Source organism: Aromatoleum toluolicum, from assembly GCF_012911005.2.
GTDB lineage: Bacteria > Pseudomonadota > Gammaproteobacteria > Burkholderiales > Rhodocyclaceae > Aromatoleum > Aromatoleum toluolicum.
In genome coordinates, this window is sequence record NZ_WTVS01000049.1 from 1 (window position 1) to 23,086 (window position 23,086).

Annotated in this window: 26 protein-coding genes; 11 read left to right on the forward strand and 15 right to left on the reverse strand. The window is 66.8% G+C overall.

From position 1 onward, the window contains the following. Positions 1-18 precede the first annotated feature (18 nt). Genes GPA27_RS19805 through rlmH form a run of 4 tightly spaced genes read left to right on the forward strand, consistent with a single transcriptional unit; the run spans position 19 to position 2,347 of the window. Complete coding sequence (locus GPA27_RS19805; protein WP_169142213.1) at positions 19-792, forward strand: BPSS1780 family membrane protein; 774 nt, start codon at positions 19-21, stop codon at positions 790-792. After that, complete coding sequence (gene nadD, locus GPA27_RS19810) at positions 773-1,456, forward strand: nicotinate-nucleotide adenylyltransferase (RefSeq protein WP_169142214.1); 684 nt, start codon at positions 773-775, stop codon at positions 1,454-1,456. The genes GPA27_RS19805 and nadD overlap by 20 nt, the downstream gene beginning before the upstream one ends. After that, positions 1,456-1,824 carry a ribosome silencing factor gene (gene rsfS / locus GPA27_RS19815; protein WP_169142215.1) on the forward strand — a complete coding sequence of 123 codons (369 nt, stop codon included), beginning with the start codon at positions 1,456-1,458 and terminating at the stop codon, positions 1,822-1,824. Before nadD ends, rsfS begins: the two co-directional genes overlap by 1 nt. A 52-nt stretch (positions 1,825-1,876) precedes the next feature. Then, on the forward strand, positions 1,877-2,347 hold the full coding sequence (gene rlmH / locus GPA27_RS19820; protein ID WP_169142216.1) for a 23S rRNA (pseudouridine(1915)-N(3))-methyltransferase RlmH: 471 nt from the start codon (positions 1,877-1,879) through the stop codon (positions 2,345-2,347). Between the two features lie 8 nt (positions 2,348-2,355). Here the strand turns inward: rlmH and GPA27_RS19825 are convergent, their stop codons facing one another. Genes GPA27_RS19825 through GPA27_RS19835 form a run of 3 tightly spaced genes read right to left on the reverse strand, consistent with a single transcriptional unit; the run spans position 2,356 to position 4,227 of the window. After that, positions 2,356-2,841, reverse strand: coding sequence for a cupredoxin domain-containing protein (locus GPA27_RS19825; protein ID WP_169142217.1), 486 nt, complete (start codon positions 2,839-2,841; stop codon positions 2,356-2,358). Then, complete coding sequence (locus GPA27_RS19830) at positions 2,838-3,731, reverse strand: ethylbenzene dehydrogenase-related protein (RefSeq protein ID WP_169142218.1); 894 nt, start codon at positions 3,729-3,731, stop codon at positions 2,838-2,840. Before GPA27_RS19830 ends, GPA27_RS19825 begins: the two co-directional genes overlap by 4 nt. A 31-nt stretch (positions 3,732-3,762) precedes the next feature. Continuing rightward, entirely contained in the window at positions 3,763-4,227 is a 465-nt protein-coding gene (locus tag GPA27_RS19835) for a cupredoxin domain-containing protein (protein ID WP_169142219.1), read from the reverse strand. 288 nt (positions 4,228-4,515) lie between these two features. Between GPA27_RS19835 and GPA27_RS19840 the strand changes: the two genes are divergently transcribed. From GPA27_RS19840 to GPA27_RS19860, 5 genes are all read left to right on the forward strand, one after another. Continuing rightward, positions 4,516-5,136, forward strand: a complete 621-nt coding sequence (locus tag GPA27_RS19840; RefSeq protein ID WP_169142220.1) for a Maf family protein — start codon at positions 4,516-4,518, stop codon at positions 5,134-5,136. A gap of 106 nt (positions 5,137-5,242) precedes the next feature. Further along, on the forward strand, positions 5,243-6,697 hold the full coding sequence (rng, locus tag GPA27_RS19845) for a ribonuclease G (RefSeq protein WP_169142221.1): 1,455 nt from the start codon (positions 5,243-5,245) through the stop codon (positions 6,695-6,697). 21 nt (positions 6,698-6,718) lie between these two features. Further along, entirely contained in the window at positions 6,719-7,318 is a 600-nt protein-coding gene (ruvA, locus tag GPA27_RS19850) for a Holliday junction branch migration protein RuvA (protein ID WP_169142222.1), read from the forward strand. Between the two features lie 32 nt (positions 7,319-7,350). After that, positions 7,351-8,397: a Holliday junction branch migration DNA helicase RuvB gene (gene ruvB / locus GPA27_RS19855; protein ID WP_169142223.1), complete on the forward strand. Its 1,047-nt coding sequence runs from the start codon at positions 7,351-7,353 to the stop codon at positions 8,395-8,397. A gap of 9 nt (positions 8,398-8,406) precedes the next feature. Further along, entirely contained in the window at positions 8,407-8,760 is a 354-nt protein-coding gene (locus GPA27_RS19860) for a hypothetical protein (protein ID WP_169142224.1), read from the forward strand. 119 nt (positions 8,761-8,879) lie between these two features. Here the strand turns inward: GPA27_RS19860 and GPA27_RS19865 are convergent, their stop codons facing one another. The 7 genes from GPA27_RS19865 to GPA27_RS19895 form a co-directional block, all read right to left on the reverse strand. Then, positions 8,880-10,070, reverse strand: a complete 1,191-nt coding sequence (locus GPA27_RS19865; protein ID WP_169142225.1) for a class I SAM-dependent rRNA methyltransferase — start codon at positions 10,068-10,070, stop codon at positions 8,880-8,882. A 95-nt stretch (positions 10,071-10,165) separates the two neighbouring features. After that, the gene (locus GPA27_RS19870; RefSeq protein ID WP_211165124.1) at positions 10,166-10,672 is read right to left on the reverse strand and encodes an IclR family transcriptional regulator; all 507 of its coding nucleotides are present in this window, start codon (positions 10,670-10,672) and stop codon (positions 10,166-10,168) included. Between the two features lie 194 nt (positions 10,673-10,866). Then, positions 10,867-11,790, reverse strand: coding sequence for a tyrosine-type recombinase/integrase (locus GPA27_RS19875; protein ID WP_169142226.1), 924 nt, complete (start codon positions 11,788-11,790; stop codon positions 10,867-10,869). 2 nt (positions 11,791-11,792) lie between these two features. Then, entirely contained in the window at positions 11,793-12,443 is a 651-nt protein-coding gene (locus GPA27_RS19880; protein ID WP_169142227.1) for a DUF484 family protein, read from the reverse strand. A 91-nt stretch (positions 12,444-12,534) separates the two neighbouring features. After that, entirely contained in the window at positions 12,535-13,368 is an 834-nt protein-coding gene (gene dapF, locus GPA27_RS19885) for a diaminopimelate epimerase (protein ID WP_169142228.1), read from the reverse strand. Between the two features lie 196 nt (positions 13,369-13,564). Then, a complete protein-coding gene (locus tag GPA27_RS19890; protein WP_169142251.1) occupies positions 13,565-14,449 on the reverse strand; it encodes a lysophospholipid acyltransferase family protein in 885 nt (294 codons plus the stop codon). After that, a complete protein-coding gene (locus GPA27_RS19895) occupies positions 14,449-15,309 on the reverse strand; it encodes a lysophospholipid acyltransferase family protein (RefSeq protein ID WP_169142229.1) in 861 nt (286 codons plus the stop codon). Before GPA27_RS19895 ends, GPA27_RS19890 begins: the two co-directional genes overlap by 1 nt. 228 nt (positions 15,310-15,537) lie before the next feature. Between GPA27_RS19895 and metK the strand changes: the two genes are divergently transcribed. Beyond that, positions 15,538-16,704, forward strand: a complete 1,167-nt coding sequence (gene metK, locus GPA27_RS19900) for a methionine adenosyltransferase (protein ID WP_169142230.1) — start codon at positions 15,538-15,540, stop codon at positions 16,702-16,704. A 186-nt stretch (positions 16,705-16,890) separates the two neighbouring features. Here metK and GPA27_RS19905 read toward each other — a convergent pair whose 3' ends face one another. Both GPA27_RS19905 and GPA27_RS19910 read right to left on the reverse strand, forming a co-directional pair. Then, positions 16,891-20,268, reverse strand: a complete 3,378-nt coding sequence (locus GPA27_RS19905; RefSeq protein ID WP_169142231.1) for a beta strand repeat-containing protein — start codon at positions 20,266-20,268, stop codon at positions 16,891-16,893. A gap of 19 nt (positions 20,269-20,287) precedes the next feature. Continuing rightward, positions 20,288-20,575, reverse strand: coding sequence for a PilZ domain-containing protein (locus tag GPA27_RS19910; RefSeq protein ID WP_169142232.1), 288 nt, complete (start codon positions 20,573-20,575; stop codon positions 20,288-20,290). Positions 20,576-20,761: 186 nt separating this feature from the next. Between GPA27_RS19910 and GPA27_RS19915 the strand changes: the two genes are divergently transcribed. After that, complete coding sequence (locus tag GPA27_RS19915) at positions 20,762-21,409, forward strand: response regulator transcription factor (RefSeq protein WP_169142252.1); 648 nt, start codon at positions 20,762-20,764, stop codon at positions 21,407-21,409. A 141-nt stretch (positions 21,410-21,550) separates the two neighbouring features. Here GPA27_RS19915 and GPA27_RS19920 read toward each other — a convergent pair whose 3' ends face one another. From GPA27_RS19920 to GPA27_RS19930, 3 genes are all read right to left on the reverse strand, one after another. Then, entirely contained in the window at positions 21,551-22,045 is a 495-nt protein-coding gene (locus tag GPA27_RS19920; protein ID WP_169142233.1) for a cytochrome P460 family protein, read from the reverse strand. Between the two features lie 99 nt (positions 22,046-22,144). Beyond that, positions 22,145-22,405, reverse strand: a complete 261-nt coding sequence (gene infA / locus GPA27_RS19925; protein ID WP_050414410.1) for a translation initiation factor IF-1 — start codon at positions 22,403-22,405, stop codon at positions 22,145-22,147. Between the two features lie 140 nt (positions 22,406-22,545). Next, entirely contained in the window at positions 22,546-22,752 is a 207-nt protein-coding gene (locus GPA27_RS19930) for a cold-shock protein (protein WP_076603485.1), read from the reverse strand. Positions 22,753-23,086 lie beyond the last annotated feature (334 nt).

The following is a 23,086-nucleotide window of genomic DNA, read 5'->3' on the forward strand; positions in this document are numbered from 1 at the left end:
CCCCTGCCGAGTAAGCGCATGCAAGCACGACAACTTCCGGCCCAGCGCGGCTTCGCGTGGCTCGGCGAAGGCCTGCAACTGTGGCGACGCAACCCCGCGCTGCTCACCTTCGCGTCCTTCGGCTACCTGCTGCTGCTGATCCTCGTCAGCGTCGCGCCGTTCATCGGGCAGGTCCTCGCGTCGCTGCTGATGCCCGTCCTGTCGCTGGGCGTGCTCAACACCTGCCGGGCCATCGACGCCGGCCGCAAGGCGGGGCCGGACGTGCTGTTCTCCGGCTTCCAGCAGAATCTCCCCGCGCTGGTCGCGATCGGCGGCCTCTACCTTGCCGGCAGCCTGCTGGTGCTGGCGCTCACCGCCGTCGCCGACGGCGGCACCCTGTTCGGGATCATGACCAGCGGCGGCAAGCTCGAGCCGGAGATCGCCACCAGCACCGGCTTCACGATGGCGCTGCTGATCGCGATCTCGCTGTCGACGCCGGTGATGATGGCCTACTGGTTCGCGCCGCTCCTCGCAGGCTGGTGGAAGGTGTCGGCCCCCAAGGCAATGTTCTTCAGCTTCTTTGCGTGCCTGCGCAACTGGCGCCCGTTCCTCGCCTACTCGATCGCGCTGGCGCTGTTCGGCGCGATCCTGCCGGGCATCGTGCTCGGCATCGTCGGGATGGTGTCGCCGACGCTCGCGACGCTGCTCTCGGTACCGCTGCCGCTGCTGCTGGTCCCCATCGTCTTCGCCAGCTTCTACGCCAACGCGCGCGACATCTTCGGCGAACCGGACAATGCCCCCGAGCAAGCCTGACGCGGGCGCACTGGGGGTGCTGGGCGGCACCTTCGACCCGATCCACTATGGCCACCTGCGCCTCGCCGAGGAGGCCCGCGAGGCGCTCGGGCTCGCGCAGGTCGCCCTGATCCCCGCCGGCCAGCCGCCGCACCGCGACGTGCCGCAGTCCCCCGCCACCGACCGCCTGGCGATGGTACGGCTGGCGAGCGCCGGCAATCCCGGCCTCGTCGTCGACGACGGCGAAGTGTTCGCGCCGAGCAAGAGCTACACGATGCTGACGCTGGAGCGCCTGCGCGCACTGCACGGCGCGGAGCGCCCGCTGGTGCTGATCCTCGGTGCCGACGCCTTCAACGGCCTGCCGGGCTGGCACCGCTGGCAGGAACTCTTCGGCCTCGCCCATATCGCCGTCGCCAACCGCCCGGGGTTCGCCCCGCACGACCGGCGCTGGCCCGGCACGCTGTCGCCGGAACTCGACGCGGCGTGCGCGGGTCGCATCGACACGGACCCCGCCGTCCTGCACCGGAGCCCTGCCGGGCGGGTCGTTCCCTTCGACATGACGCCGCTGGCGATTTCCGCGTCGCTGATCCGCGACCTCATCCACGGCGGGCAGAGTGCCCGCTATTTGCTGCCCGATTCAGTTCTCGACTATATTGGGCTGCACCACCTTTACCGCAGAACCTGATGGACACCCGCACACTCGAAAAGACCGTCGTCGCCGCCCTCGAAGACATCAAGGCCAAGGACATCGAAGTCATCGACACCACCCGACTGACCTCGCTGTTCGACCGCATCGTCATCGCCACCGGCGACTCCAACCGCCAGACGCGGGCGCTGGCGCGCAATGTGCAGGAAAAGGTGCGCGAAGCCGGCGCCCCGGTCGTCAGCGTGGAAGGCGAGGAAACCGGGGAATGGGTGCTCGTCGACCTTGGCGACATCGTCGTGCACATCATGCAGCCGGCGATCCGCAGCTACTACAACCTCGAGGAACTGTGGGCCGCCCCCTCGACCCTGCGGCGCGGTCGCGCGGCGGCAGGCGTCGCGGCGCAGTGACACGCCTCCAGCGGCCGGCTACGGGCTGGCCGCGCGTCCTGCACACTCATCCATGAAACTGCTGATCGTCGCCGTCGGCACGCGCATGCCCGCGTGGGTAGAGGCCGGCTTCGACGAATTCGCGCGCCGCATGCCGCGCGAGCTGCCGCTGCAGCTCGTCGAGGTGAAGGCCGAGCCGCGCACCACCGGCAAGACCGTCGAGGCGATGATGACGGCCGAAGCGGCGCGCATCGAGGCGGCCCTGCCGCCGCGCTGTCGCCGCGTGATCCTCGACGAACGCGGCAGCGACCTCACCACCGTCGAGCTGTCGCGCCGACTGGAAGCCTGGCAGGCGGACGGGGCCGACGTCGCGCTGATCGTCGGCGGCCCCGATGGGCTGTCGCCGACGCTGAAGTCGAGCGCGCACGAGCGGATCCGCCTGTCGAGCCTCACGCTTCCGCACGCGCTGGTGCGCCCGCTGCTCGCCGAAGCCCTGTATCGCGGGTGGACGGTGCTGAAGAATCACCCCTACCACCGGGAGTGAGCGGCGGCCTACGGGACGATGCGGACGATACCTTCCATGCCGTCGTCGCGATGCCCGGGCAGGCTGCAGAAGAAGGAATACTCGCCCGGCATGAGCGGCACGAGCCAGAGCTCGATGGTGTTGTGCGAGCGCACGTAGACGGAATTCACGTAGTCGGCGATGACGCGCCCGACGCTGGAATTCACCATGCGCAGCGCGATCACCTTTTCGTCGAAAAGCGATCCGCCAACCATGTCGTGCGCCACCGCGCCGACGTTGCGCAGCACCAGCTTGTACGGCTGGCCGACCTTGAGGCGGATCTCGTCAGGCTCGTAGCTGTGATCCTTGAGCGCGACCTCGACTTCGCTCACTTCCGTCCAGTCGATGCCGGCGAGCGCCGGATGCATGCGCACGACCGGCTCGTCCTCGGCCCACGCCGCCCCCGCAGCGAACGCGAGCAGGAAAGCGAGCAGCGTCGCGCGCAGCGCGCCCGCCAGCGCATGCCGCACGCTCATTTCACCGCGCCGAAGTCGAACACCAGCGGCTCGGACACGCTCTTGTGCTCGGCACTGGCCTTGTTGAACACGGCGATCTGCCCGGTGATCCGGGCGCCGGGCTTGAGTGCGACGTCATCCGCATGGCCGGAGTCGAGGGCGCGGGAGAATTCGAGGCTCCAGCGCCCGGCCTTCCACACGCCCTTGGCGGCGACATCCGCGACGCTGCCCGAGGCGTTCGCGGCGGCAAACGACGCCAAGCGCTCACCCTTGTTTTCCTTCGGCCGTGGCAGCATCTCGTAGGGCGCGACGCCTTCGTCGCGGCGCTTCGTGATGTAGATCACCGGGCCGTCCTTCACCTGGTACTCGGCGGCCGATTCCTGCAACTTCGTCGTGACGTGGTGCGTCATGTCCTCTGCGATGCCGCCCGCATTAGTCCGCGCCGCCGACCACAGCCAGACGTCGACCTTGTACTCCTTGGTCGACAGCATCGTGCGATCGAAGTCGCCGGCAAGGTGGAAGCGCACCGCGAACATGTCCTCGAGCTGGTTCTCGCGCTGGTACTTGTCGCCGCGCCAGCTCCATTCCTTGTGCACGGTGTCGGCGGCATCGTCGGGATAGCGCACGGCAAGATAGAAGCGTCCCGCCGCAACGCCGGCCTTCAGCTCGACCGTCAGGCTGCCGGCCACATTACGCTCGCCGGCCGGATCGAGGCCGTATTTCGCGCGCTCCTCGCGTTCCAGCGCGGGCTTGACCGGCACTTTGATCCAGCCGCTACCGCCCCATTCGCCCAGTTCGCCATCCACCTTCGGGGCCGTGGCGAGGTTCGCCACCGCAATGACCTGCGGTGCCGGGGTCTGGGACTGTACCGCGAACGGCAGCAGCAAGAGGAGCGAGGCAAGGAGCTTCATCGGGCGGCTCGGCTGGGTGGTGGAGGCGGACTTATTCGACGACGATCTTGCCGTCCATGCCCTGATCCTTGTGGTCCTCGATCGTGCAGATGACGTCGAACACGCCCTTGTTCACGGTGACGAAGAACAGCTCGACCGCGCCGCCATTCTTGTAGGCCTCGACGGCCGTGAAGTACGGCGCCTTGATCTCGCCGCCGTGCGGCTTGGGCGTCTGCACCTTGCGCCACGCGACCGACTTGAAGAACTCCGCCGCGGTGTAATAGTGGTCCTTCTGGCCCACGTTCTTGATCACCAGACGGTACGGCTGGCCGGCCTTGAGCTTGAGGTCCTGCGGCGTGAAGCTGTGCTCGGTGAGTTCTACCGTGATCGTTTCCATCGCGTCCCAGTTGGCCGCCTTCACGATTGCCGCGGCATCGGCGACCGGCTCGGCGGCGCCTGCCGTGAACGAAGCGGAAAGGATTGCCCCGGCGACGAGAGTGATAATGGACATGCGCATGCGGACTTGCTCCAGGGTAAGCGGGCGACGCATCGGCGCCGGCCCGGTTGGACGATGCCGGATCGGACTGCGTGCATCGACGACGTGAGTCGCAAGCACGCAGGCATTTGATGACCAGGAAATTGTATCAACTAAATGCAATGACCACGATGACAGACGAACACAACGGACCACCCCCTCCGCGTGCAATCGCGGCAACGCACGCGCGTGCACGGGTCGCCGCGCCGCAAGGAGGGTAGAATTCGCCCCAATAACCGCCGGTATTCCGCACCCGACCACCCGACCGCCATGAGCAACCTCCAAGCCCGAATCTATCTCGCGTCGCGCAGCCCGCGCCGGCGAGAGCTCCTGCGCCAGATCGGCGTGCATTTCGACCTGCTGGTGTTCCGCGGCACGGAGCGTGGCGCGGACGCCGACGTCGACGAGACACCGCTGGTGGACGAGAACGTCGAACACTACGTCGAGCGCGTCGCGCTGACCAAGGCCCAGGCCGGATGCCGGCGCCTGCAATGGCGCACGCTGCCGCAGCACCCGGTGCTGTCGGCGGACACGACGCTGGAGCTCGACGGCGACATCATCGGCAAGCCGGCCGACGCGGTCGATGCCGCCGCGATCCTGCGCCGCCTTTCGGGCCGCACGCATCGCGTGCTGACCGCGGTGGCGATCAGCGACGGCGCGCGCACGCGCAGCTGCATCAATGCCAGCGAGGTGCGCTTTCGCGACCTCACCGACAACGAGATCCGCCACTACATCGCGACCGGGGAGCCGATGGACAAGGCTGGCGCCTACGGCATCCAGGGGCGCGCCGCTGTCTTCATCGAGGAGATCCGCGGCAGCTACACCGGGATCATGGGCCTGCCGCTGTTCGAGACCGCACAGCTCCTCGACGCCTTCGGCTATCCCCTGTAAGCTCGGCAGGTCCCTGCCCGGGGTTTTCCGGGCCGCGCCCTCGATGGGCAATGCGCAATCGGTGCCTCACGTCTGCGCTTGCGCATTTCCCATTGGCAGCCATCCCATGAGCATCGAATTCCTTATCAACTTCACGCCGCAGGAGACGCGCGTAGCGATCGTCGAACAGGGTGTAGTGCAGGAGCTGCACGTCGAGCGCACTGCCAGCCGCGGCATCGTCGGCAACATCTACCTCGGCAAGGTCGTGCGCGTACTGCCGGGCATGCAGTCGGCCTTCATCGACATCGGCCTCGAACGCACGGCCTTCCTGCATGTCGCGGACATCTGGAGCGACCGCCACAACGGCGACACCGGCAAGCCGATCGAACGCATCCTCGTCGAGGGCCAGAACCTCACCGTGCAGGTGCTGAAGGATCCGATCGGCACCAAGGGCGCGCGCCTGTCGACGCAGATCAGCATCGCCGGCCGGCTGCTCGTTTACCTGCCCCAGGAAAAGCACATCGGCATCTCGCAGCGCATCGAGGACGAGGCCGAGCGCGAGGCGCTGCGCGAGCGGCTCACGCGGCTGGTGCCCGAGGACGAGGCCGGCGGCTTCATCGTGCGCACGATGGCCGAATCGGCCTCGGACGAGGAGCTCGCCGCGGACATCGCCTACCTGCGCAAGCTATGGGGCGAGATCCGCAACAGCGCAACCGGCCGCTTCCCGCCGAGCGTGCTGTACGAGGATCTGGGCCTCGGCCAGCGCGTGCTGCGCGACCTCGTCAATGACGACACGACGCGCATCCTGGTCGACTCGCGCGAGAACTTCCAGAAGCTCACCGCCTTCGCCTCCGAGTACAGCCCCAAGGTGCTGCCGCTGCTCGAACACTACGGTGGCGAGCGGCCACTGTTCGACCTGCACAGCATCGAGGAGGAAATCCAGAAGGCGCTCGCGCGGCGCGTCAGCCTGAAATCCGGCGGCTACCTGATCATCGACCAGACCGAGGCAATGACGACCGTGGACGTGAACACCGGCGGCTTCGTCGGCGCGCGCAACTTCGACGACACGATCTTCAAGACCAACCTCGAAGCGGCGCAGACCATCGCGCGCCAGCTGCGCCTCAGGAACCTCGGCGGCATCATCATCATCGACTTCATCGACATGGAAAACCCCGAGCACCGCGACATGGTGCTCGACGAATTCCGCAAGGCGCTCGCGCGCGACCACACCAAGATGACGGTGAACGGCTTCACCGCGCTGGGCCTCGTCGAGATGACGCGCAAGCGCACGCGAGAATCGCTCGCCCACCTGCTGTGCGAGCCCTGCCCGACCTGCGGCGGCCGCGGCGAGGTCAAGACCGCACGCACCGTGTGCTACGAGATCCTGCGCGAGCTGCTGCGCGAGGCGCGCCAGTTCAACGCGCGCGAGTTCCGCGTGCTTGCGGCCCCCAACGTGATCGACCTCTTCCTCGACGAGGAATCACAATCGCTCGCGATGCTGTCAGACTTCATCGGCAAGAAGATCTCGCTGCACCCGGAGGCGAGCTACTCGCAGGAACAGTTCGACATCGTGCTGCTGTAACACTCCCGGACTCCCGCCACCATGATCGGACGCATCGCCGGCATCCTGCTGGAAAAGAACCCGCCCCAGATCGTCGTCGACGTGCATGGCGTCGGCTACGAGATCGACGTGCCGATGAGCACCTTCTACGGCCTGCCCGCGACCGGCCAGGCGGTGACGCTGTTCACGCATCTCGCGGTACGCGAGGACGGCCACTTCCTCTACGGCTTCGCCGGCGCCGACGAGCGTGCGGCCTTCCGCCAGCTGCTGAAGGTCTCCGGCATCGGCGCGCGCACCGCGCTGGCAGTGCTGTCCGGCCTGTCGGTGACCGACCTCGCACAGGCCGTCGCGCTGCAGGAATCCGGTCGCCTCGTGAAGATTCCGGGCATCGGCAAGAAGACCGCCGAACGCCTGCTGCTGGAACTGCGTGACAAGCTCGGCAAGGTGCTGCCGACGCTCGGCGCGACTGCGCCCGCCGGCGCCGCCCCCCTGCCCGCCGACAACCGCAGCGACATCCTCAATGCGCTGCTCGCGCTCGGGTACAACGAGAAGGAAGCGCTCGGCGCGATGAAGGCGGTGCCCGAGGACAGCGGCGTCTCCGACGGCATCCGCCTGGCACTCAAGAGCCTGTCGAAGGCCTGAGCCGGCGGCCCGCGCTGCGCTAAACTTCCGCCATGATCGAAACCGACAAGCTGCACGCCCCGCGCATCATCTCCGCACAGACCGCCGACCGCCAGGAAGACGTCGTCGAACGCGCGCTGCGCCCGAAGCGGCTCGCCGAATACGTCGGTCAGGCGAAGATCCGCGAACAGCTCGAGATCTTCATCGCCGCGGCGCGCCAGCGCGGCGACGCGCTCGACCACGTGCTGCTGTTCGGCCCGCCGGGCCTGGGCAAGACCACGCTCGCGCACATTGTCGCAGCCGAGATGGGCGTGAATCTGCGCTCGACCTCCGGCCCGGTGCTGGAACGGGCCGGCGACCTCGCGGCGCTGCTGACCAACCTCGAACCGCACGACGTGCTCTTCATCGACGAGATCCACCGCCTGTCGCCGGTCGTCGAGGAGATCCTGTACCCCGCGCTCGAGGACTTCCAGATCGACATCATGATCGGCGAAGGCCCGGCGGCGCGCTCGGTGAAGCTCGACCTGCCGCCCTTCACGCTGGTCGGCGCGACGACGCGCGCGGGCATGCTGACGAACCCGTTGCGCGACCGCTTCGGCATCGTGTCGCGACTGGAGTTCTACACGCCGGACGAGCTCGCCTTCATCGTCAGCCGCTCTGCGCACCTGCTCGACGTGACGATCGACGACAGCGGCGCCTTCGAGATCGCACGCCGCTCGCGCGGCACCCCGCGCATCGCCAACCGCCTGCTGCGCCGCGTGCGCGACTACGCGCAGGTGAAGGCGGACGGCGACATCACTGCCAAAGTCGCGGATGCGGCACTGCGCATGCTCGACGTCGACCACCTCGGCCTGGACCTGATGGACCGCAAGCTGCTCGGCGCGATGCTGGAGAAGTTCGCCGGCGGCCCGGTCGGCCTCGACAACCTCGCCGCCGCGATCGGCGAGTCGTCCGACACCATCGAGGACGTGCTCGAGCCCTACCTTATCCAGCAGGGCTACCTGCAGCGCACGCCGCGCGGGCGCATCGCCACCGCCGCCATCTGGGAACACTTCGGGCTCGCACGCCCGTCACGCGACGGCGACCTGTTCGGCGCCTGAACGCGGGCGATGCGCACCTTCATCGCCTTCACGATGACGCTGTGCCTGCTCGGCGGCGCGTGGCTGCTGCGGGGGCCGGCCTTCTTCTGGCCAGACCGCTTCGACCCCTCGCAGGGGGTGTTCCTCGACGGACTCTCCGCGCAGCTGCTGGGCGCGGGCCTGCTGACCATCGCGACCCTCGGTGCGATGGTGATCGCACGCGCGGCGCGCGGCGTGCGCGGCGCGGCGACGCGCGGATGGCAGGTCCGCTATTTCCTGCTGATCCTGATCGCGCTGGGCCTCGTCAGCGCAGCCTTCAGCCTCGGCGAACGCGGGCCGAATCCTGACTGGCGCCCCCCGGGCGCCACCGCCGATCCGATGTAGGGCGGGAGTAGCCAAAGGCGCATCCCGCCACCTGGCCCCTTGAGGCCCCGATACGCCTGCATGGCGGGATACGCTGTGCTCCTCCCGCCCTACGGCGGCAAGCCCGGTGCGGACGTCGATCACCCGACCTGAACCGCCAGCCCCTTGAGGTATTCCCCTTCCGGCACCGCGAGCCCGATCGGGTGATCCGCCGCAGCCGACAGCCGGTGCAGGATGCGCGCGTCGACGCCGGAGTCGCTCGCCGCGCCGGCGACGATCTTCTGGAAGAGCTCCAGCCCGATGCCGCCCGAGCACGAGTAAGTCATCAGGATGCCGCCCGGGTTGAGCAGGCGGAAGCCGAAGAGGTTGATGTCCTTGTAGGCACGCGCGGCACGGTCCGCATGCGCGGCGGACGGCGCGAACTTGGGCGGATCGAGCACGATGAGATCGAAAGTCCGCGCCTCGGCCTTGAGCGTGCGCAGCGCGGCGAACACGTCGGCCTCCATCCACTCCGCACGTTCCGCGTCGAGCTGCGGGTTGCACGCGACGTTGCGGCGCGCGACCTCCAGCGCCGGCCCCGAGGAATCGATCGACAATACCGACGTCGCACCGCCCGCGAGCGCCTGCAGCGAGAAGCCGCCGGTGTAGCAGAAGCAGTTGAGCACGCTGCGCCCGGCAGCGAGCAGCCCGGTGAGGCGGCGGTTGTCACGCTGGTCAAGGTAGAAACCGGTCTTGTGCCCGGCGACGACGTCGACTTCCATGCGCACGCCGTTCTCGACGATGGTCAGCGCCTCCTGTGGCAGCTCGCCGTACACGCAGCCGGTCTGCGGCCCCAGCCCTTCGAGCTTGCGCACGTCGGAGTCGGAACGCTCGTACACCGCCTTGCAGCCCGTCGCCTGCACCAGCCCGGCGACGATCGCGTCGCGCCACTTTTCGGCGCCGGCGCTGGTGAGCTGCACGACCACCACGTCGCCGAAGCGATCCGCGATCACGCCCGGCAGGCCGTCGGACTCACCGTGGATCAGGCGCACGCCGCTCTCGTTCGCGAGCAGCGGATGGGTCGCGCGGCGGGCGACCGACTCGGCGATGCGCCGCTTGAAGAAGACGTGGTCGATCGACACGTCCGGCGCAAAGGTCCACATGCGCGCGCGGATCTGCGACTCGGGCGACCACGCGGCGCGACCGAGCGGGCGGCCGTCGTCCGCGACGACCTCGACGGTATCGCCGGGTCGCGCGCGGCCCTCCAGGCGGGCCACGGAACCGGCGAACACCCACGGGTGGCGGCGCAGGAGCGAACGCTCCTTGCCGGGATTGAGTACGAGCTTGGACATGGCGCAGACCGCGGTAGGATTCAGGCGCGTGAGTGTATAGCCACGCGCCGCGCGTCGCCAGCGAACGAGCGACGGCGCAGCGGCCCCGACCGGCTTCAGTTCTGCATGCGCTTGCGGATGCGGTCGGCGGTATCGAGCAATTCCGGCAGGTCGCGCGAGCCCAGAAGCTGGCCGAAATGCTCGATCGCACGCGCGGTCAGGAACAGGTGTCCGTTGCCGCGACGCGTGATCCAGCCGAGCTCGACGAGGCGCACGATCTTGCGCCGCACCGTCTCGCGCGGCAGGCCGGTCGCCGCGGCGATCGAATAGGCATTGCACGGGCGCATGACGGCGGCGAACTTGTCGCCATCGAGACTCAGAATGGCCTCGCCGCTGTTCTCGAGTGCGCCGATGTTATGCAAAGCGATTTCGCCGAGCAGCAGCGGCAACAGGATGTCGCGCTCGAACTCTTCGAACAGGCGCCTCAGGCTGCGTATCTGGTAGCGGGCCAGCAGGATCGCCGCAGTACGCAGGGGTGAGGGACAGGAGCCCTCTGCCACCGCATAGCCCCGCTCTCCGCCATTGGGGCTGTCGGCCTCTGGTTTCTTTGTCGTACGGTGCATGGCTGCCTTTCTCCCAACGCCCGCAACTGGGGGCGTGAGGCAGACTTGTCGGGGTGGAACGCCGTGGTTTTATTGGGGACTTCTTGCGTCGAGCATAGCGCAGACCCGCCCCGCAGCCGGGATTTTCGCTTCCCGGTGTAGGCAGGATTTCACAACCCTGAATTTTTAACCAAATATTTCCGACGAGAGGCGGATCAACGGCGACGCGCGCGCGGATGCGCGGCATCATAGACTTTTGCTAGATGCTGAAAATCAAGATGGGTATAGACCTGCGTGCTGCGGATGCTCGCATGGCCGAGCAGTTCCTGCACCGCCCGGAGATCGCCGCTCGACTGCAGCACATGGCTCGCGAAACTGTGGCGCAGCATGTGCGGATGCACGTGGACGCCGAGGCCGCGCAGCTGCGCCCAGCGCGTCAAGCGCGAGCGGATCGCTCCCGAACTCATGCGCGTGCCACTGCGCGTGACGAAGAGTGCGGGCTCGTCGCCCCGGGCCAGTGCGTCGCGCTGCGCGAGCCACGCCGCGAGGGCGGCGACGGCCTGCGTGCCGACCGGCACGGCACGCATCTTGTTACGCTTTCCCCGCACGGTGACCATGCGTTCGGCGAGATCGAGCGCGGGGCCGACGTCGAGCGCCGCAAGTTCAGCAAGACGTAGCCCGGACGAATACATCAGCTCGAACATCGCATGATCGCGCACGTCCAGCCCGTCCTCGGCATCGGCGTCGAGCAGCGCCTGCGCCTGGTCGGGCGACAGCGCCTTCGGCAGCGGCTGCGGCGACTTCGGCGGACGCACCCCTTCGGCGGGATTCACTTCCATCTCGCCGAGCTGGCGGATGAACCAGCGGAACAGCCCGCGCCACGCCGACAGCACGCGCGCGATCGAACGTCCGCCCAGGCCTTCGCCATGCATGCGCGCGACGAATCGGCGGATGTCGTGGGAAGTCAGGGTCGGCGGCGCACGCCCGTCGGCAAGCCGCTGCAGGCGCTCGAGATCGCGCCGGTAGTTCTCCAGCGTCAGCGCGGCGGCGCGCCGCTGGGTCGCGAGATAGCCGAGATAGGCCGCCAGCCACTCGGGCGGCGGTTGCGCGACAACGGCAGGGTCGTCGCCGCCGGTCATGCTCAGCCGAGCTGCCGGCGCAGCGCCGAAGCGACGATGTCGCCGATGCGCGAGACGTAGAGCGTGCCCATCTCGGGGTAGAAGCGCTCGCTCTCCTGACTGCCGAGGGCGAGCAGGCCGAACGTCTGCGCGTCGCGGCGCAGCGGGATCAGCGCGACCGAACGCACATGCGCCGAGGCGTCGCCGAACCATTCCAGCACTTCGAGATTGACCGGCGCACCGCAAAAGGGATGGCGCATGTCGCCGGCGAAGAAGCGCATCGCCTCGCTGACGGGCGCGAAATCCTCGCCCTCGCGGGTCAGCACCGAGTTCCACACGCGCAGCGCAATGCTGGGCACGGAGAAATCGTCGCGCAGGTTCTCGAACAGCGCGTGCCGCAGCGTTTCGTAATCCTCGGCCTCGAGCAGCGCGAGCGTCAGGCGATGCACCTTCTCGCCGATCTCGTCGTTCTCCTCGCCGAAGCGGATCAGCTCGGCGAGCTTGCCTTCGAGGAGCCGGATCTTGTCGCGCAGCGCGTGCAGCTGGCGCTCGGCGAGCGAGATCGCCTGTCCGCCGTGCGGATGCGGGACGGTCAGCTGGGTGAAGAGTTCGCCGTGCTCGGCGAGGAAATCCGGATGTTCCTTGAGATATCGTGCGACGTCGGCTGCATTCATGGAAAGACCGCTCCCTGCGGACGGTTCGCGTCCGCGCGTGTTCATTGGCAACCGGGCCGGCGCGTGGATTGCACGGCGCCGCCCGGCCCGATCATGCGAGTTCGATCTCGCCTGCGAATACCGTCACGGCCGGCCCGGTCATCAGCACCGGCTCGCCGACGCCCGCCCACGCGATCTCCAGTTCGCCGCCGCGCGTCTCCACGCGCACCGGCGACGCCAGCAGCTCGCGCCGGATACCCGCGACCACCGCGGCGCACGCGCCCGTGCCGCAGGCGAGCGTCTCGCCCGCACCGCGCTCGTACACGCGCAGGCGGATGCGGTGCTCATCCACCACCTCCATGAAGCCGGCATTTACGCGGGCGGGGAAGCGCGGATGGTTCTCGATCAGCGGCCCCTGCACCGCCACCGGCGCGGCATCGACGTCGGCGACGACCTGCACCGCGTGCGGGTTACCCATCGACACCGCGGTGATCGCGACCGTCGTGCCGGCGACGTCGAGCGGCTGCACGACAGTGTCCGAGTCCGAGACGAAGGGCACGCGCGCGGGCTCGAACACCGGCACGCCCATGTCGACGGTGACCAGGCCGCTGTCCTCGAGGCGCGGCGCGATCACGCCGGACTTCGTCTCGACACGGATCTCGCGCTTGGCGGTGAGTCCCTGCTCATGCACGAAACGCACGAAGCAGCGCGCACCGTTGCCGCACTGCTCGACCTCGCCGCCGTCGGCGTTGAAGATGCGATAGCGGAAATCCACGCCGGCCTGCCCGGCCGGCTCGACAACCAGCAACTGGTCGCAGCCGACGCCGAAATGGCGGTCGGCGAGGAAGCGGACACGCTCGGGCGTGAGTTCGACGTGCTGGCGCACGGCATCGATGACGACGAAGTCGTTGCCGAGGCCGTGCATTTTGGCGAAGCGCAGATGCATGGAAAATGTTCCGCTCAGAAGATTCGAATCGGCGCGAGCCGAACTGTGGAATTCTCGCGCAGCCTCCCGGGGGAGTCCAGCGACATGCTGGCCATTGCACGGGCTCTCGTAGGGCGGGAGCAGCGCAGCGTATCCCGCCACGCGGCGGTCGGGCAGATTCAGGCGACCGGTCCGCCCCCGCCCGCCTCCAAGCCCCTCAGTACGGCCGTTTCTCCCCCGGCGGGCGCGTCTTGAAGCGGCGATGCACCCAGTAATACTGCTCCGGCATCGTGCGCACGACCGACTCGATCCACTGGTTCATGCGCAGCGTGTCGGCCTCGACGTCCGCGGTCGGGAAGTCCGCCCACGGTTCGCCCAGCCGCGTCACGTAGCCCTGGCCGTCCGGCAGCATCTCGGTCACGCAGGGCACGACGGCCGCGCGCGCGAGGCGCGACAGGCGCGACAGGCCGGTGATCGTCGCCGCCGGCACGCCGAAGAAGGGCACGAAGATCGAATCCTCGCGCCCGTAGTCCATGTCCGGCAGGTAGTAGAACGGGCGCCCCGCCTTCATCGCCTTCACCGTGCCGCGCACGCCGTCCTGGCGCGACAGCAGCAGCTGGTCGCCGAAGCGGCTGCGCCCGTGGAACAGCCAGCGGTCGAACACCGGGTTGTTCTGGCGCGCGTAGACGCTGACGCTATCGAACTCCATCGCGAAGCGCGCGCCGCCCATGTCGAGACCGAGGAAATGCGGCGCCAGCAGCAGCACCGGACGCCCCGCGGCGATCAGGACATCGACGTGCTCGCGCCCTTCGAGCCGGATCATGCCCTTCAGGCGCTCCTCGTTCGCCCACCACAACAGGCCGCGCTCGAGCATGCTGCGACCCAGCGCATGGAAGTGCGCCCGCGCGATGCGCGCGCGCTCCGCCTCGTCCATCGCGGGAAAGCACAGGCGCAGGTTCACGTTGACGATATGGCGGCGCCGGCCCGCGAAGCGGTACAGCAGCTCGCCCACTGCCGCGCCGATGCGCGCCTGCACGCCCAGCGGCAGCCAGTGCAGCAGCCAGAAGAGCGCGACGGCGATCCAGCTCGCGACGCGCGCCATCATCGTTCGCCCTCCGGCGCCGGCACGCCCGACGGGCGCTTGTAACGGTTGTAGCCCCACAGGTACTGCGCCGGGCCGGCGAGGATCAGGCGCTCGATCTCGCGGTTGATCGCGACGCAGCGCTCCTCCAGTGTTCCGGCGATCGGCTCGACCGGCTCGGAAATGCGCACGACGTAGCCCTCGCCGCGCGGCAGGCGCTCGGTCCAGATCATCAGCGCCTTCACGCCCTTCACCTCGGACAGGCGCGCCGCGAGCGTCATCGTCCACGCCGGCTTGCCGAAGAAGGGCGCCCACACGCCCTCGCCCTGCCCCGGCGCCTGGTCGGGCAGCATGCCGACCATCTCGCCGCTCCTGAGCGCCTTCACCAGCCGCCGCACGCCCGACACGTCGGCCGGCGCGACGCGGATCTCGCCGCGCGCGCGCCCCGCCTCCATCAGCGGACCGAGCGCAGCCTTGCGCGGCTCGCGGAACAGCACCGTGATCGGGCCGTGCGTGGAACAGTACTGCGCGCACATCTCGAAGCAGCCCAGATGCGGCGTCAGGAACAGCACGCTGGCCCCCTCGGCGCGGGCGCGCTCGATCAGCTCGCGCCCTTCGACGCGCACGACGCGCGCCAGCACCTCGTCCTGCGGACGCAGCCACACGAAGGGCAGTTCGAGCGCCTGGCGGCCGGCCTCGGCGATGGCCGCCTTCAGCAGCGCCGGATCGGCGCGCCCGAGCGCGTTCGCGAGATTGGCCTCGAGCCTGCGCGCGTAGGACGGCGAGAAGCGCCACGTGAGCCAGCCGGCCCAGCCGCCGAGGCGGTGGAGCCACGCGAGCGGCAGTCGCGCGAGAATCCGGAAGAGTATATTGACGATCACGGGCGAAGGGCCGGGCCACGGGCAGGAAGTCCGCGATTGACCGGCCGGGTCCAAAGACTATAATTATCGCCTAGCCGCCGAGTTAATACGACAACTTGCAGGGCGGCGCCCGAACGTACCTGAGCGGTCGAGGCAAACAAATACTGCTAAAGCGTCGCCTGCTCGACGAAATCCCCGGAGCCGGCCACGCCGGAAATCTCTGGGGATTTTTGTTTTCAGGAGCAGTGCATGAGCAGGGAATTCCTCTTCACCTCGGAATCGGTCTCGGAAGGTCATCCGGACAAGGTCGCCGACCAGGTCTCCGACGGCGTCCTCGACGCGATCCTCGCCGAAGACCCGAAGGCGCGCGTCGCGTGCGAGACGCTGGTGTCGACCGGTCTCGTCGTGATCTCGGGCGAGATCACCACCACCGCCCACCCGAACTACCGCGAGATCGCGCAGGAAGTCATCCGCCGCATCGGCTACGACAACTCCGACATCGGTTTCGACTACAAGAGCTGCGCGGTGCTCGCCGCGATCAACCGCCAGTCCGCGGACATCGCACAGGGCGTGAATGAAGGCGAAGGCCTGGACCTCGATCAGGGCGCCGGCGACCAGGGTCTGATGTTCGGCTACGCGTGCAGCGAGACGCCCAGCCTGATGCCGCTGCCGATCTACTACGCGCACCGCGTGATGCAGCGCCAGGCCGAGCTGCGCAAGGACGGCCGCCTGCCGTGGCTGCGCCCGGACGCGAAGAGCCAGCTGACGGTGAAATACGTCGACGGCAAGCCGGTCGCGATCGACACCGTCGTGGTGTCCACGCAGCACAGCCCGGAGGTCTCGCATGCGCAGATCGCCGAGGCCGTGATCGAGGAGATCATCAAGCCGGTTCTGCCGAAGGAATTGATGCAGGGCGAGGTGCGCTACCTGATCAACCCGACCGGCCGCTTCGTCATCGGCGGCCCGCACGGCGACTGCGGCCTCACCGGGCGCAAGATCATCGTCGACACCTACGGCGGCGCAGCCCACCACGGTGGCGGCGCGTTCTCGGGCAAGGATCCGTCGAAGGTCGACCGCTCGGCCGCCTACGCCGGCCGCTGGGTCGCGAAGAACATCGTCGCGGCCGGACTCGCCGAGCGCTGCGAGGTGCAGGTCGCGTACGCGATCGGCGTCGCCAAGCCGGTGTCGATGATGGTCGAGACCTTCGGCACGGGCAGGATCGCCGACGAGAAGATCGTCGAGCTGATCCAGCGCCACTTCGACCTGCGCCCGAAGGCGATCATCCAGGGCCTCAACCTGCTGCGCCCGATCTACGGCAAGACCGCCGCCTACGGCCACTTCGGCCGTGACGAGCCGGAGTTCGCGTGGGAGAACACCGACAAGGCCGCCGCACTGCGCGCCGACGCCGGGCTGTAAGCCTGCGGGCCGGGACGGCTGCCAGGCCGTCCCGGCGTTCCGCCGTGGCATCCGACTCGCCCAGTTCTTACCGTTGCGACACGGGACTGCGGAGTTGCGCGGCAACGAGAAACAATCATCGAAATTCGGCCGTCGGCGGCTTGCATGCTGCTTAAGCCGGCGGCCGGTCTTTCATATCCCCACCCGTCAGAGGACTAGGATGTCATTGTTGTCGAAGACGTCGGACGGGTTGGACAGGTTAATGGTTGCAAAGAGCGTCCGCCCCGCCGCGTCGCCGCCGTTGTCATCGTAGTAAAGCTGTCCGGTGGCGTTGTCGTAGATGACGTGAACGCTGCTGTCGACCGTGTCTCCGGCTCCGCTACCGTTACTTGTTGCGAATGCGGAGGCCGCCAACGTTGAACCGCTTGAGAGCGCCGAAAAGGCACTCAAAGCGAGTTCGAGCATGTCCCCGCTACCGGCGACTCCGGACGCGTTAAAGTCGGTGATCGTCTCCACTGCATTCGGCGCGGTGTTGAATACAAAGGTGTCGCTGCCGCTGCCGCCCGTGAGGATGTCGGCTCCATCCCCACCGACGAGGCGATCGTTGCCGTCACCGCCGGCAATCGTGTCATTTCCACCACCCCCGCGAAGCTCGTCCGCCGAACTTGACCCGGTGAGCGTATCGGCGAACGCGGTGCCGATGATGCCCTCGAAGTTCTTATAGGAGTCGGTCCCAAGCCCCGTCGCGCTGAAAGGCGTAGCCGAAGAACCTTGAACCAGCGCAAAACTGATCGATCCCGTCGCATCTGAGAAATCGAGCAGGTCGTTCCCACCGGCACCGTCGAGCGTATCGTTGCCGCCGCCGCCGCGGATGATGTCGTTGGACGAACTGCCGGTGATCGTGTCGGAGTTGCCCGTTCCGATCACGCCCTCCATGTTGGCGTATGTGTCGTTATTGCCGAGGCCGCCGGTGCCATTGGCGATCAACATCGAATTGGAGCTTTGCACCAAGGTGAAATTGATAGCAGAGGTGCCGTTGGAATAATCGAGCAGGTCTTCGCTACCGCTGCCACCATCCATTGAATCCCCGTTGCCTAGCCCGCCACGAAGAATGTCATTGCCCGCCCCGCCGGACAGAGCGTCGTTGCCGTCGCCACCGACGAGCAGATCGTTTCCGTCGCTACCGATGAGAGTGTCCGCGCTATTGCCCGCACCGCCGATCAGGATATCGCCGCCCATGGCGCCGGTAAGGGAGTCGGCGCCATTTTTTCCGTCAATGTACGACGCCTGATAGTTGCCGACCAACGAAAGGTCGACGGTGTCTGCGGTGTTCCCGTTAGAAACAGAGCGCACATCAATGGTCACCGTCGCGGTAGTACTCCCCCCGGCCCCGTCTGCTACGGTGTACTGGAAGCTGCCAGCAGTGTTGCCGGTCGTGAAGCTGATCGTGCCGTCGGGATTCAAGGTCAGGCTGGAAATGCCGCTGGCGCCCCCCACGCCCGTGATGAAGAGTGCCGCACCATCAATATCCTTGTCGTTGCCCAAGAGCACACTGGCAGAGAGGGTGGCAATCGTGTTGGTTGTGACAATCAGTTTGTCAGCAGCTGCGGCCGGGGCGTCGTTGTCCGCGGTGACCGTGATGGCCGCCGTGTCGGTCGCACTCGAAAATGCACTTGATCCGCCATTGGTCGAAGTGTCCACCTTTGTGCCGGCCGTGCCGCTGGTCTGATCCCAGGCGCGGAACGTGAGCGAATCAGTGATCGTGCCGTTGTAGTTCGAATTGCCCTGGAAGTAGATGCGCGTGTTCGCATCGGCCGCAAGCAGCAGTGCTGAGGTGTCCGCCACGGCACCTATCTGCGTCCAAGTTCCACCATTGTTGGTTGAATACCACCACGTGCCGTTGCTTGAATTTGCACCAGAGACCGCAATCCCGGTGACGCTGCCGTCCGCATCTGTCACGTTGTCGAGCCCCCCAGGTGGCGGATTGAGGTTGACCAGTGTCGAAACCAGCGTTCCAACGGTGCCTGACGGCGCGCCGGCATCCTCGGCGACATTGGACAAGGACGGAGAGGCCGTAGCGATAAGAATCGGGGCATCGTTGACGTTGGCCACCTGCTGCGCATCGCTGGTGAAACCGGTGGTGCCGCCGTAGGCATCCGTGGTGGTGGCGTTCAGGCGCACGTACTGGTCGACATAGCTCTGGTCATCGGGGATGACCAGATCGGCGCCGGTGGCGCCGGCGATGTCGGTGAAGTCCACACCGTTGGCGCTGATCTGCCACTGGTAGGCCACGTCCTGGATGCCGCCATCGACGTCGGCGAGACCGGCGATGTCCGCGCTGAGCGTGGCGCCTTCCGCGGCCGTGCCGCTCACGCCGAGCGTGCCGCTGGCCTCGTCCTCGACGTTGGCCACCTGCTGCGCATCGCTGGTGAAGCCGGTGGTGCCGCCGTAGGCATCCGTGGTGGTGGCGTTCAGGCGCACGTACTGGTCGACATAGCTCTGGTCATCGGGGATGACCAGATCGGCGCCGGTGGCGCCGGCGATGTCGGTGAAGTCCACACCGTTGGTGCTGATCTGCCACTGGTAGGCCACGTCCTGGATGCCGCCATCGACGTCGGCGAGACCGGCGATGTCCGCGCTGAGCGTGGCGCCTTCCGCGGCCGTGCCGCTCACGCCGAGCGTGCCGCTGGCTGCATCATCGACGACTGCCAAATTGTACTTAAGAGACGCAGCCGTGCTGCCACCGTTGCCATCGACAACGTTGTAGCTGAGGGTGACCGGGCCATTGTAGTTCTGGCTCGGTGTGATGGTGTAGGTGCCATCATGGTTGTCAGTGACCGTTCCGTTGCTGCTCGTCAGACCCGAAACGTTCAGCGTGTCGCCGTCAAGGTCATGGAAGCCGTCCAGCAGTTGATTCATCGTCACGGTGTAGGGTTCGTCCTCGTGACCGTCCACTCCCGTTGCGGCGGTTGTTCCAGACAGGGTGAAGGGCTTGTGCAGATCAATGACGGTTAGTCCGATCTTGACCTCCAGCTTTTCCGTCATCTGAACCTTGAGGGTGCTGCCATCCGTGAATTTGAAGGTAAAGTCTTGGGCTGCCCCATTGGCGACTTCCCCCGTGACAGGGTCACGCGCGACGGTCGACATGTGTTGAATGAAGCGCGCCAGCTCCGCTTGAATGCCAAGAGCGTTAGCCAGGTACTGCTGCGTGGTCATTTCAAGCCGCAGGGTGTCCACACCGGAGCCGCCGGTATAGATATCCACCGCCTTGATGCCGCCGTCGTTGAGCGTGAAGATCAGGGTGTCGTTGCCCGAATCCCCGTTGAGCGAATCGCTGCCCGCTTGGCCATCGAGAATGTCATTGCCGCTGCCACCGACCAGGGTATCGTTTCCCGTTCCGCCAAGCAGTGTATCGTTGCCCGATCCCCCGACGAGCTTGTCGTTGTCGGCGCCGCCGTCGAGCAGATCGGCACCCGCGCCACCGCTCAGCGTGTCATTGCCGCTGCCGCCATACAGGGTGTCGGCACCGCTACCGCCGTTCAGATTGTCGCTACTGCCGGTGCCGGTGAGATAGGTGTCGGCCATGATTGTCCCCTTTGCGGTGTTAGTTGCCGGCCACGAGTCGCGAGGCCTGGATGCGTACTGCCAAGCCGGTGCGGCCGGCGTGTTTTTCGATCCGCACGATGTCCCCGTGCCCCTTCAGCTCGAACGTGCGGTCGGCAAGGGTCAGTTCGACGGTGAAGTCGATTTCGCTGCCAAGAGGCGCGTCGCTGTTGAGCTCGAAGAACAGGCCCGAGGCGCTGATGTCGCGGGTGGCACCGCCAACACCGTCCTCTGCACTGATCGGGAGCGCGATCCGTTCTCGGACTTCGGAGCGAAGTTCATTTTCCATACGCGTAATCTAGGCGCATGGCGCTTGGGGGGCACGAGAGAAAGCGCCCAATTTTCTAGTCATTCTTAACTGGCCGACAGCCCCAAAAATAGGAGAATGGTCCTAGAATTGGGCTCTCAAAAATAACAACCCAAGAATCGAGGTGCGGTCGTGAATCTCAGGGAGGCCGCTACGCCCATTTGCGTCATGGTGATGAGCGAGTTCCCGCTCGTGGCGTGGGGGCTCGAACAGCTTGTGGCAGGGCGCGCGCCGTTGATGCGCCCTGGGGGCGTGGCGAAGAGTGTGGCGGAGGCAACGGCGCTGCTGAATGCGGGTACCCACGATGTGGTGATCGTGGACATCGACGGGGAGGCTGGCTTGGCGGCGGTGGCAGGGATACATACCTGCACGCGCAGCCGGATCCTGGCCTTGACTTCCGAGCACGATGTGGCCCTGCACGACGCGGCGGTGCTGGCGGGGGCATGCGGGATTGTGCGCAAGACGGAGCCGGTGGAGACGCTGCTGAAGGCAATCGAGTGCGTTCACGGCGGTGAAGTCTGGGTCGACCGGATGGCCGCGGGGCGCATATTCCTGGAGCTGGCGCGCAGGAAGAAAGCGGAGTCGCAACCGGGCCCGGAGACGGCGAGGATCGGGCTGTTGACGCGCAAGGAGCGCCTGACTGTGGCGGAAGTGGCACGTGACGCCTCAGCAACACCGCTCCAGATCGCCGAACGCCTGCACATCAGCGAAAACACCCTGCGCAATCACCTGACGTCGATTTACGCCAAGCTGGGGTTGGTCAACCGGCTGGAGTTGCATGCCTATGCCCATCGGCATGGCCTTGCGGCCAGCTGAACGGACTGCCCCGTGGCGTTCGGGCCGATTCTCATATCGTTCGCTGCCGGCAATTGCATGCTTCGAGACGCCTGCGGACGCGTGATGAACCGCGCGCGGATAACCCCTACGCCCGCAAGCCATCTAATTGGCCGCCGTGCCTTAAGGCAGTTCGGCCGGATGCGTGAACACGAAGTCCCTGTCCTTCACCGGCTGGTGGCAGCCGAAACACTCCTGCACGAAGTTCGCGTCCGCGCCGTAAGGCTTCTGTGCCTTGCCGAGCCAGCGCGCAAAGCCCCAGCCACCGGTCGCGGCGTATTTCGCGCTGTCCTTGACCATGAATTCGGCATGGACGAAATCGCCCGGCGCGAGTGCCGTGTCCCAGCGGTCGTGCTTGACCGCCTTCCACACCAGCTTGCCGAGGATCGCACCGTCGGGCCACGGATTGGTCCGCCCCTCGCGCGCCGCCTTCGCGGCCGCGTCGTTGCCGAGCACCGCGCGCAGCGTGTTGTTGTCGGAGCGGTGGTGGACCGCGAGCACCTGCCACTCGCGGTAGCCGTCCGGCAGGGTGATGCCGTTGGGGGCGGGTTCGACCGCGGATGCGGAGGCTGCGGCGCAAAGCAGGGCGCCGGCCAGCAATGGAAATCGTCTGCTCATGGAAAATCCTCGCTGTCGGAGAAAGCCGTGGTCGCCAGAGCGGCCCACGTCTCAGTCAAACATCCGACGGACGGGAATTGTTCCAGGCAGGGGAAAAAATCAGCGGCGGCGCCGCTGCTGCGGGCTCACCGGACCGCGGCCTTCGATGTGGCGGAAGGTGATGCGCCCCTTGCTCAGGTCGTAGGGCGACAGTTCCAGCGAAACCTTGTCTCCGCACAGGATGCGGATGTGGTGCTTGCGCATCTTGCCGGCAGAGTACGCAACGAGATTGTGACCATTGTCCAGCGTCACACGGAATCGGGCATCAGGCAGCACTTCGACTACCACTCCACCCATTTCGATCAGTTCTTCCTTGGCGATGACGTCTTCTCCTGGGAAAGGCGAAAAAAGAAAAGGCCGGGCTTGTGCCAGGCCTTTCGGGGATGCGTTCCGGAACGGATTCCGGTTACCGGCCCCGCCTGGGACCGGAGGCGCGGCACTGCTGCCGCGCCGGCGCGGGCTTAGTCAGCCGCGCGGATGTTCGACGCCTGCTGGCCCTTGGGGCCGGTCGTCACGTCGAAAGTGACGCGCTGACCTTCGGCCAGGGTCTTGAAACCCGAACCCTGAATCGCGGAGAAATGCGCGAACAGATCGTCGCCGCCGCTTTCCGGGGTGATGAAACCGAAGCCCTTGGAGTCATTGAACCACTTCACAGTACCGTTTGCCATGTCTTGTATTTCCTGAAAATAAATTGAATTGCCCTAAGGCGAGGGCGAATGTCAAGACGGCAGGGTGAAGAGGTGAGGAATACCGCAACAGCAGATACCGGACCAAACAACAACTGTGCTACTTGAAAATCGCTGCTGCGCACTGTGGACTGCATTGGCCCACATTGCAACAAATAAATTTACTTACATCCTCGCGGCACCACGAAAAGCGCCTCCGCCTTGCCGACGGAAGCCGATACAACGCACGCGCTCACTCGCGCCGCAACGCCGGGCGCAGGGCCTCGACACGGCCGGGGTGCTGAACCGCGACGCGCCCGGATGCTCTAATATCCGG

Coding starts and splice junctions, on each gene's coding strand:
- GPA27_RS19825 (WP_169142217.1), bottom strand. CDS start 2,841: ATGAGCGTGCGGCATGCGCTGGCGGGCGCGCTGCGCGCGACGCTGCTC.
- GPA27_RS19835 (WP_169142219.1), bottom strand. CDS start 4,227: ATGCGCATGTCCATTATCACTCTCGTCGCCGGGGCAATCCTTTCCGCT.
- rsfS (WP_169142215.1), top strand. CDS start 1,456: ATGGACACCCGCACACTCGAAAAGACCGTCGTCGCCGCCCTCGAAGAC.
- dapF (WP_169142228.1), bottom strand. CDS start 13,368: ATGCATCTGCGCTTCGCCAAAATGCACGGCCTCGGCAACGACTTCGTC.
- GPA27_RS19880 (WP_169142227.1), bottom strand. CDS start 12,443: ATGAATGCAGCCGACGTCGCACGATATCTCAAGGAACATCCGGATTTC.
- GPA27_RS19875 (WP_169142226.1), bottom strand. CDS start 11,790: ATGACCGGCGGCGACGACCCTGCCGTTGTCGCGCAACCGCCGCCCGAG.
- metK (WP_169142230.1), top strand. CDS start 15,538: ATGAGCAGGGAATTCCTCTTCACCTCGGAATCGGTCTCGGAAGGTCAT.
- ruvB (WP_169142223.1), top strand. CDS start 7,351: ATGATCGAAACCGACAAGCTGCACGCCCCGCGCATCATCTCCGCACAG.
- GPA27_RS19870 (WP_211165124.1), bottom strand. CDS start 10,672: ATGCACCGTACGACAAAGAAACCAGAGGCCGACAGCCCCAATGGCGGA.
- rng (WP_169142221.1), top strand. CDS start 5,243: ATGAGCATCGAATTCCTTATCAACTTCACGCCGCAGGAGACGCGCGTA.
- GPA27_RS19920 (WP_169142233.1), bottom strand. CDS start 22,045: ATGAGCAGACGATTTCCATTGCTGGCCGGCGCCCTGCTTTGCGCCGCA.
- GPA27_RS19930 (WP_076603485.1), bottom strand. CDS start 22,752: ATGGCAAACGGTACTGTGAAGTGGTTCAATGACTCCAAGGGCTTCGGT.
- GPA27_RS19840 (WP_169142220.1), top strand. CDS start 4,516: ATGAGCAACCTCCAAGCCCGAATCTATCTCGCGTCGCGCAGCCCGCGC.
- GPA27_RS19830 (WP_169142218.1), bottom strand. CDS start 3,731: ATGAAGCTCCTTGCCTCGCTCCTCTTGCTGCTGCCGTTCGCGGTACAG.
- GPA27_RS19890 (WP_169142251.1), bottom strand. CDS start 14,449: ATGGCGCGCGTCGCGAGCTGGATCGCCGTCGCGCTCTTCTGGCTGCTG.
- rlmH (WP_169142216.1), top strand. CDS start 1,877: ATGAAACTGCTGATCGTCGCCGTCGGCACGCGCATGCCCGCGTGGGTA.
- GPA27_RS19860 (WP_169142224.1), top strand. CDS start 8,407: ATGCGCACCTTCATCGCCTTCACGATGACGCTGTGCCTGCTCGGCGGC.
- GPA27_RS19915 (WP_169142252.1), top strand. CDS start 20,762: ATGGTGATGAGCGAGTTCCCGCTCGTGGCGTGGGGGCTCGAACAGCTT.
- GPA27_RS19865 (WP_169142225.1), bottom strand. CDS start 10,070: ATGTCCAAGCTCGTACTCAATCCCGGCAAGGAGCGTTCGCTCCTGCGC.
- GPA27_RS19910 (WP_169142232.1), bottom strand. CDS start 20,575: ATGGAAAATGAACTTCGCTCCGAAGTCCGAGAACGGATCGCGCTCCCG.
- ruvA (WP_169142222.1), top strand. CDS start 6,719: ATGATCGGACGCATCGCCGGCATCCTGCTGGAAAAGAACCCGCCCCAG.
- GPA27_RS19905 (WP_169142231.1), bottom strand. CDS start 20,268: ATGGCCGACACCTATCTCACCGGCACCGGCAGTAGCGACAATCTGAAC.
- GPA27_RS19805 (WP_169142213.1), top strand. CDS start 19: ATGCAAGCACGACAACTTCCGGCCCAGCGCGGCTTCGCGTGGCTCGGC.
- nadD (WP_169142214.1), top strand. CDS start 773: ATGCCCCCGAGCAAGCCTGACGCGGGCGCACTGGGGGTGCTGGGCGGC.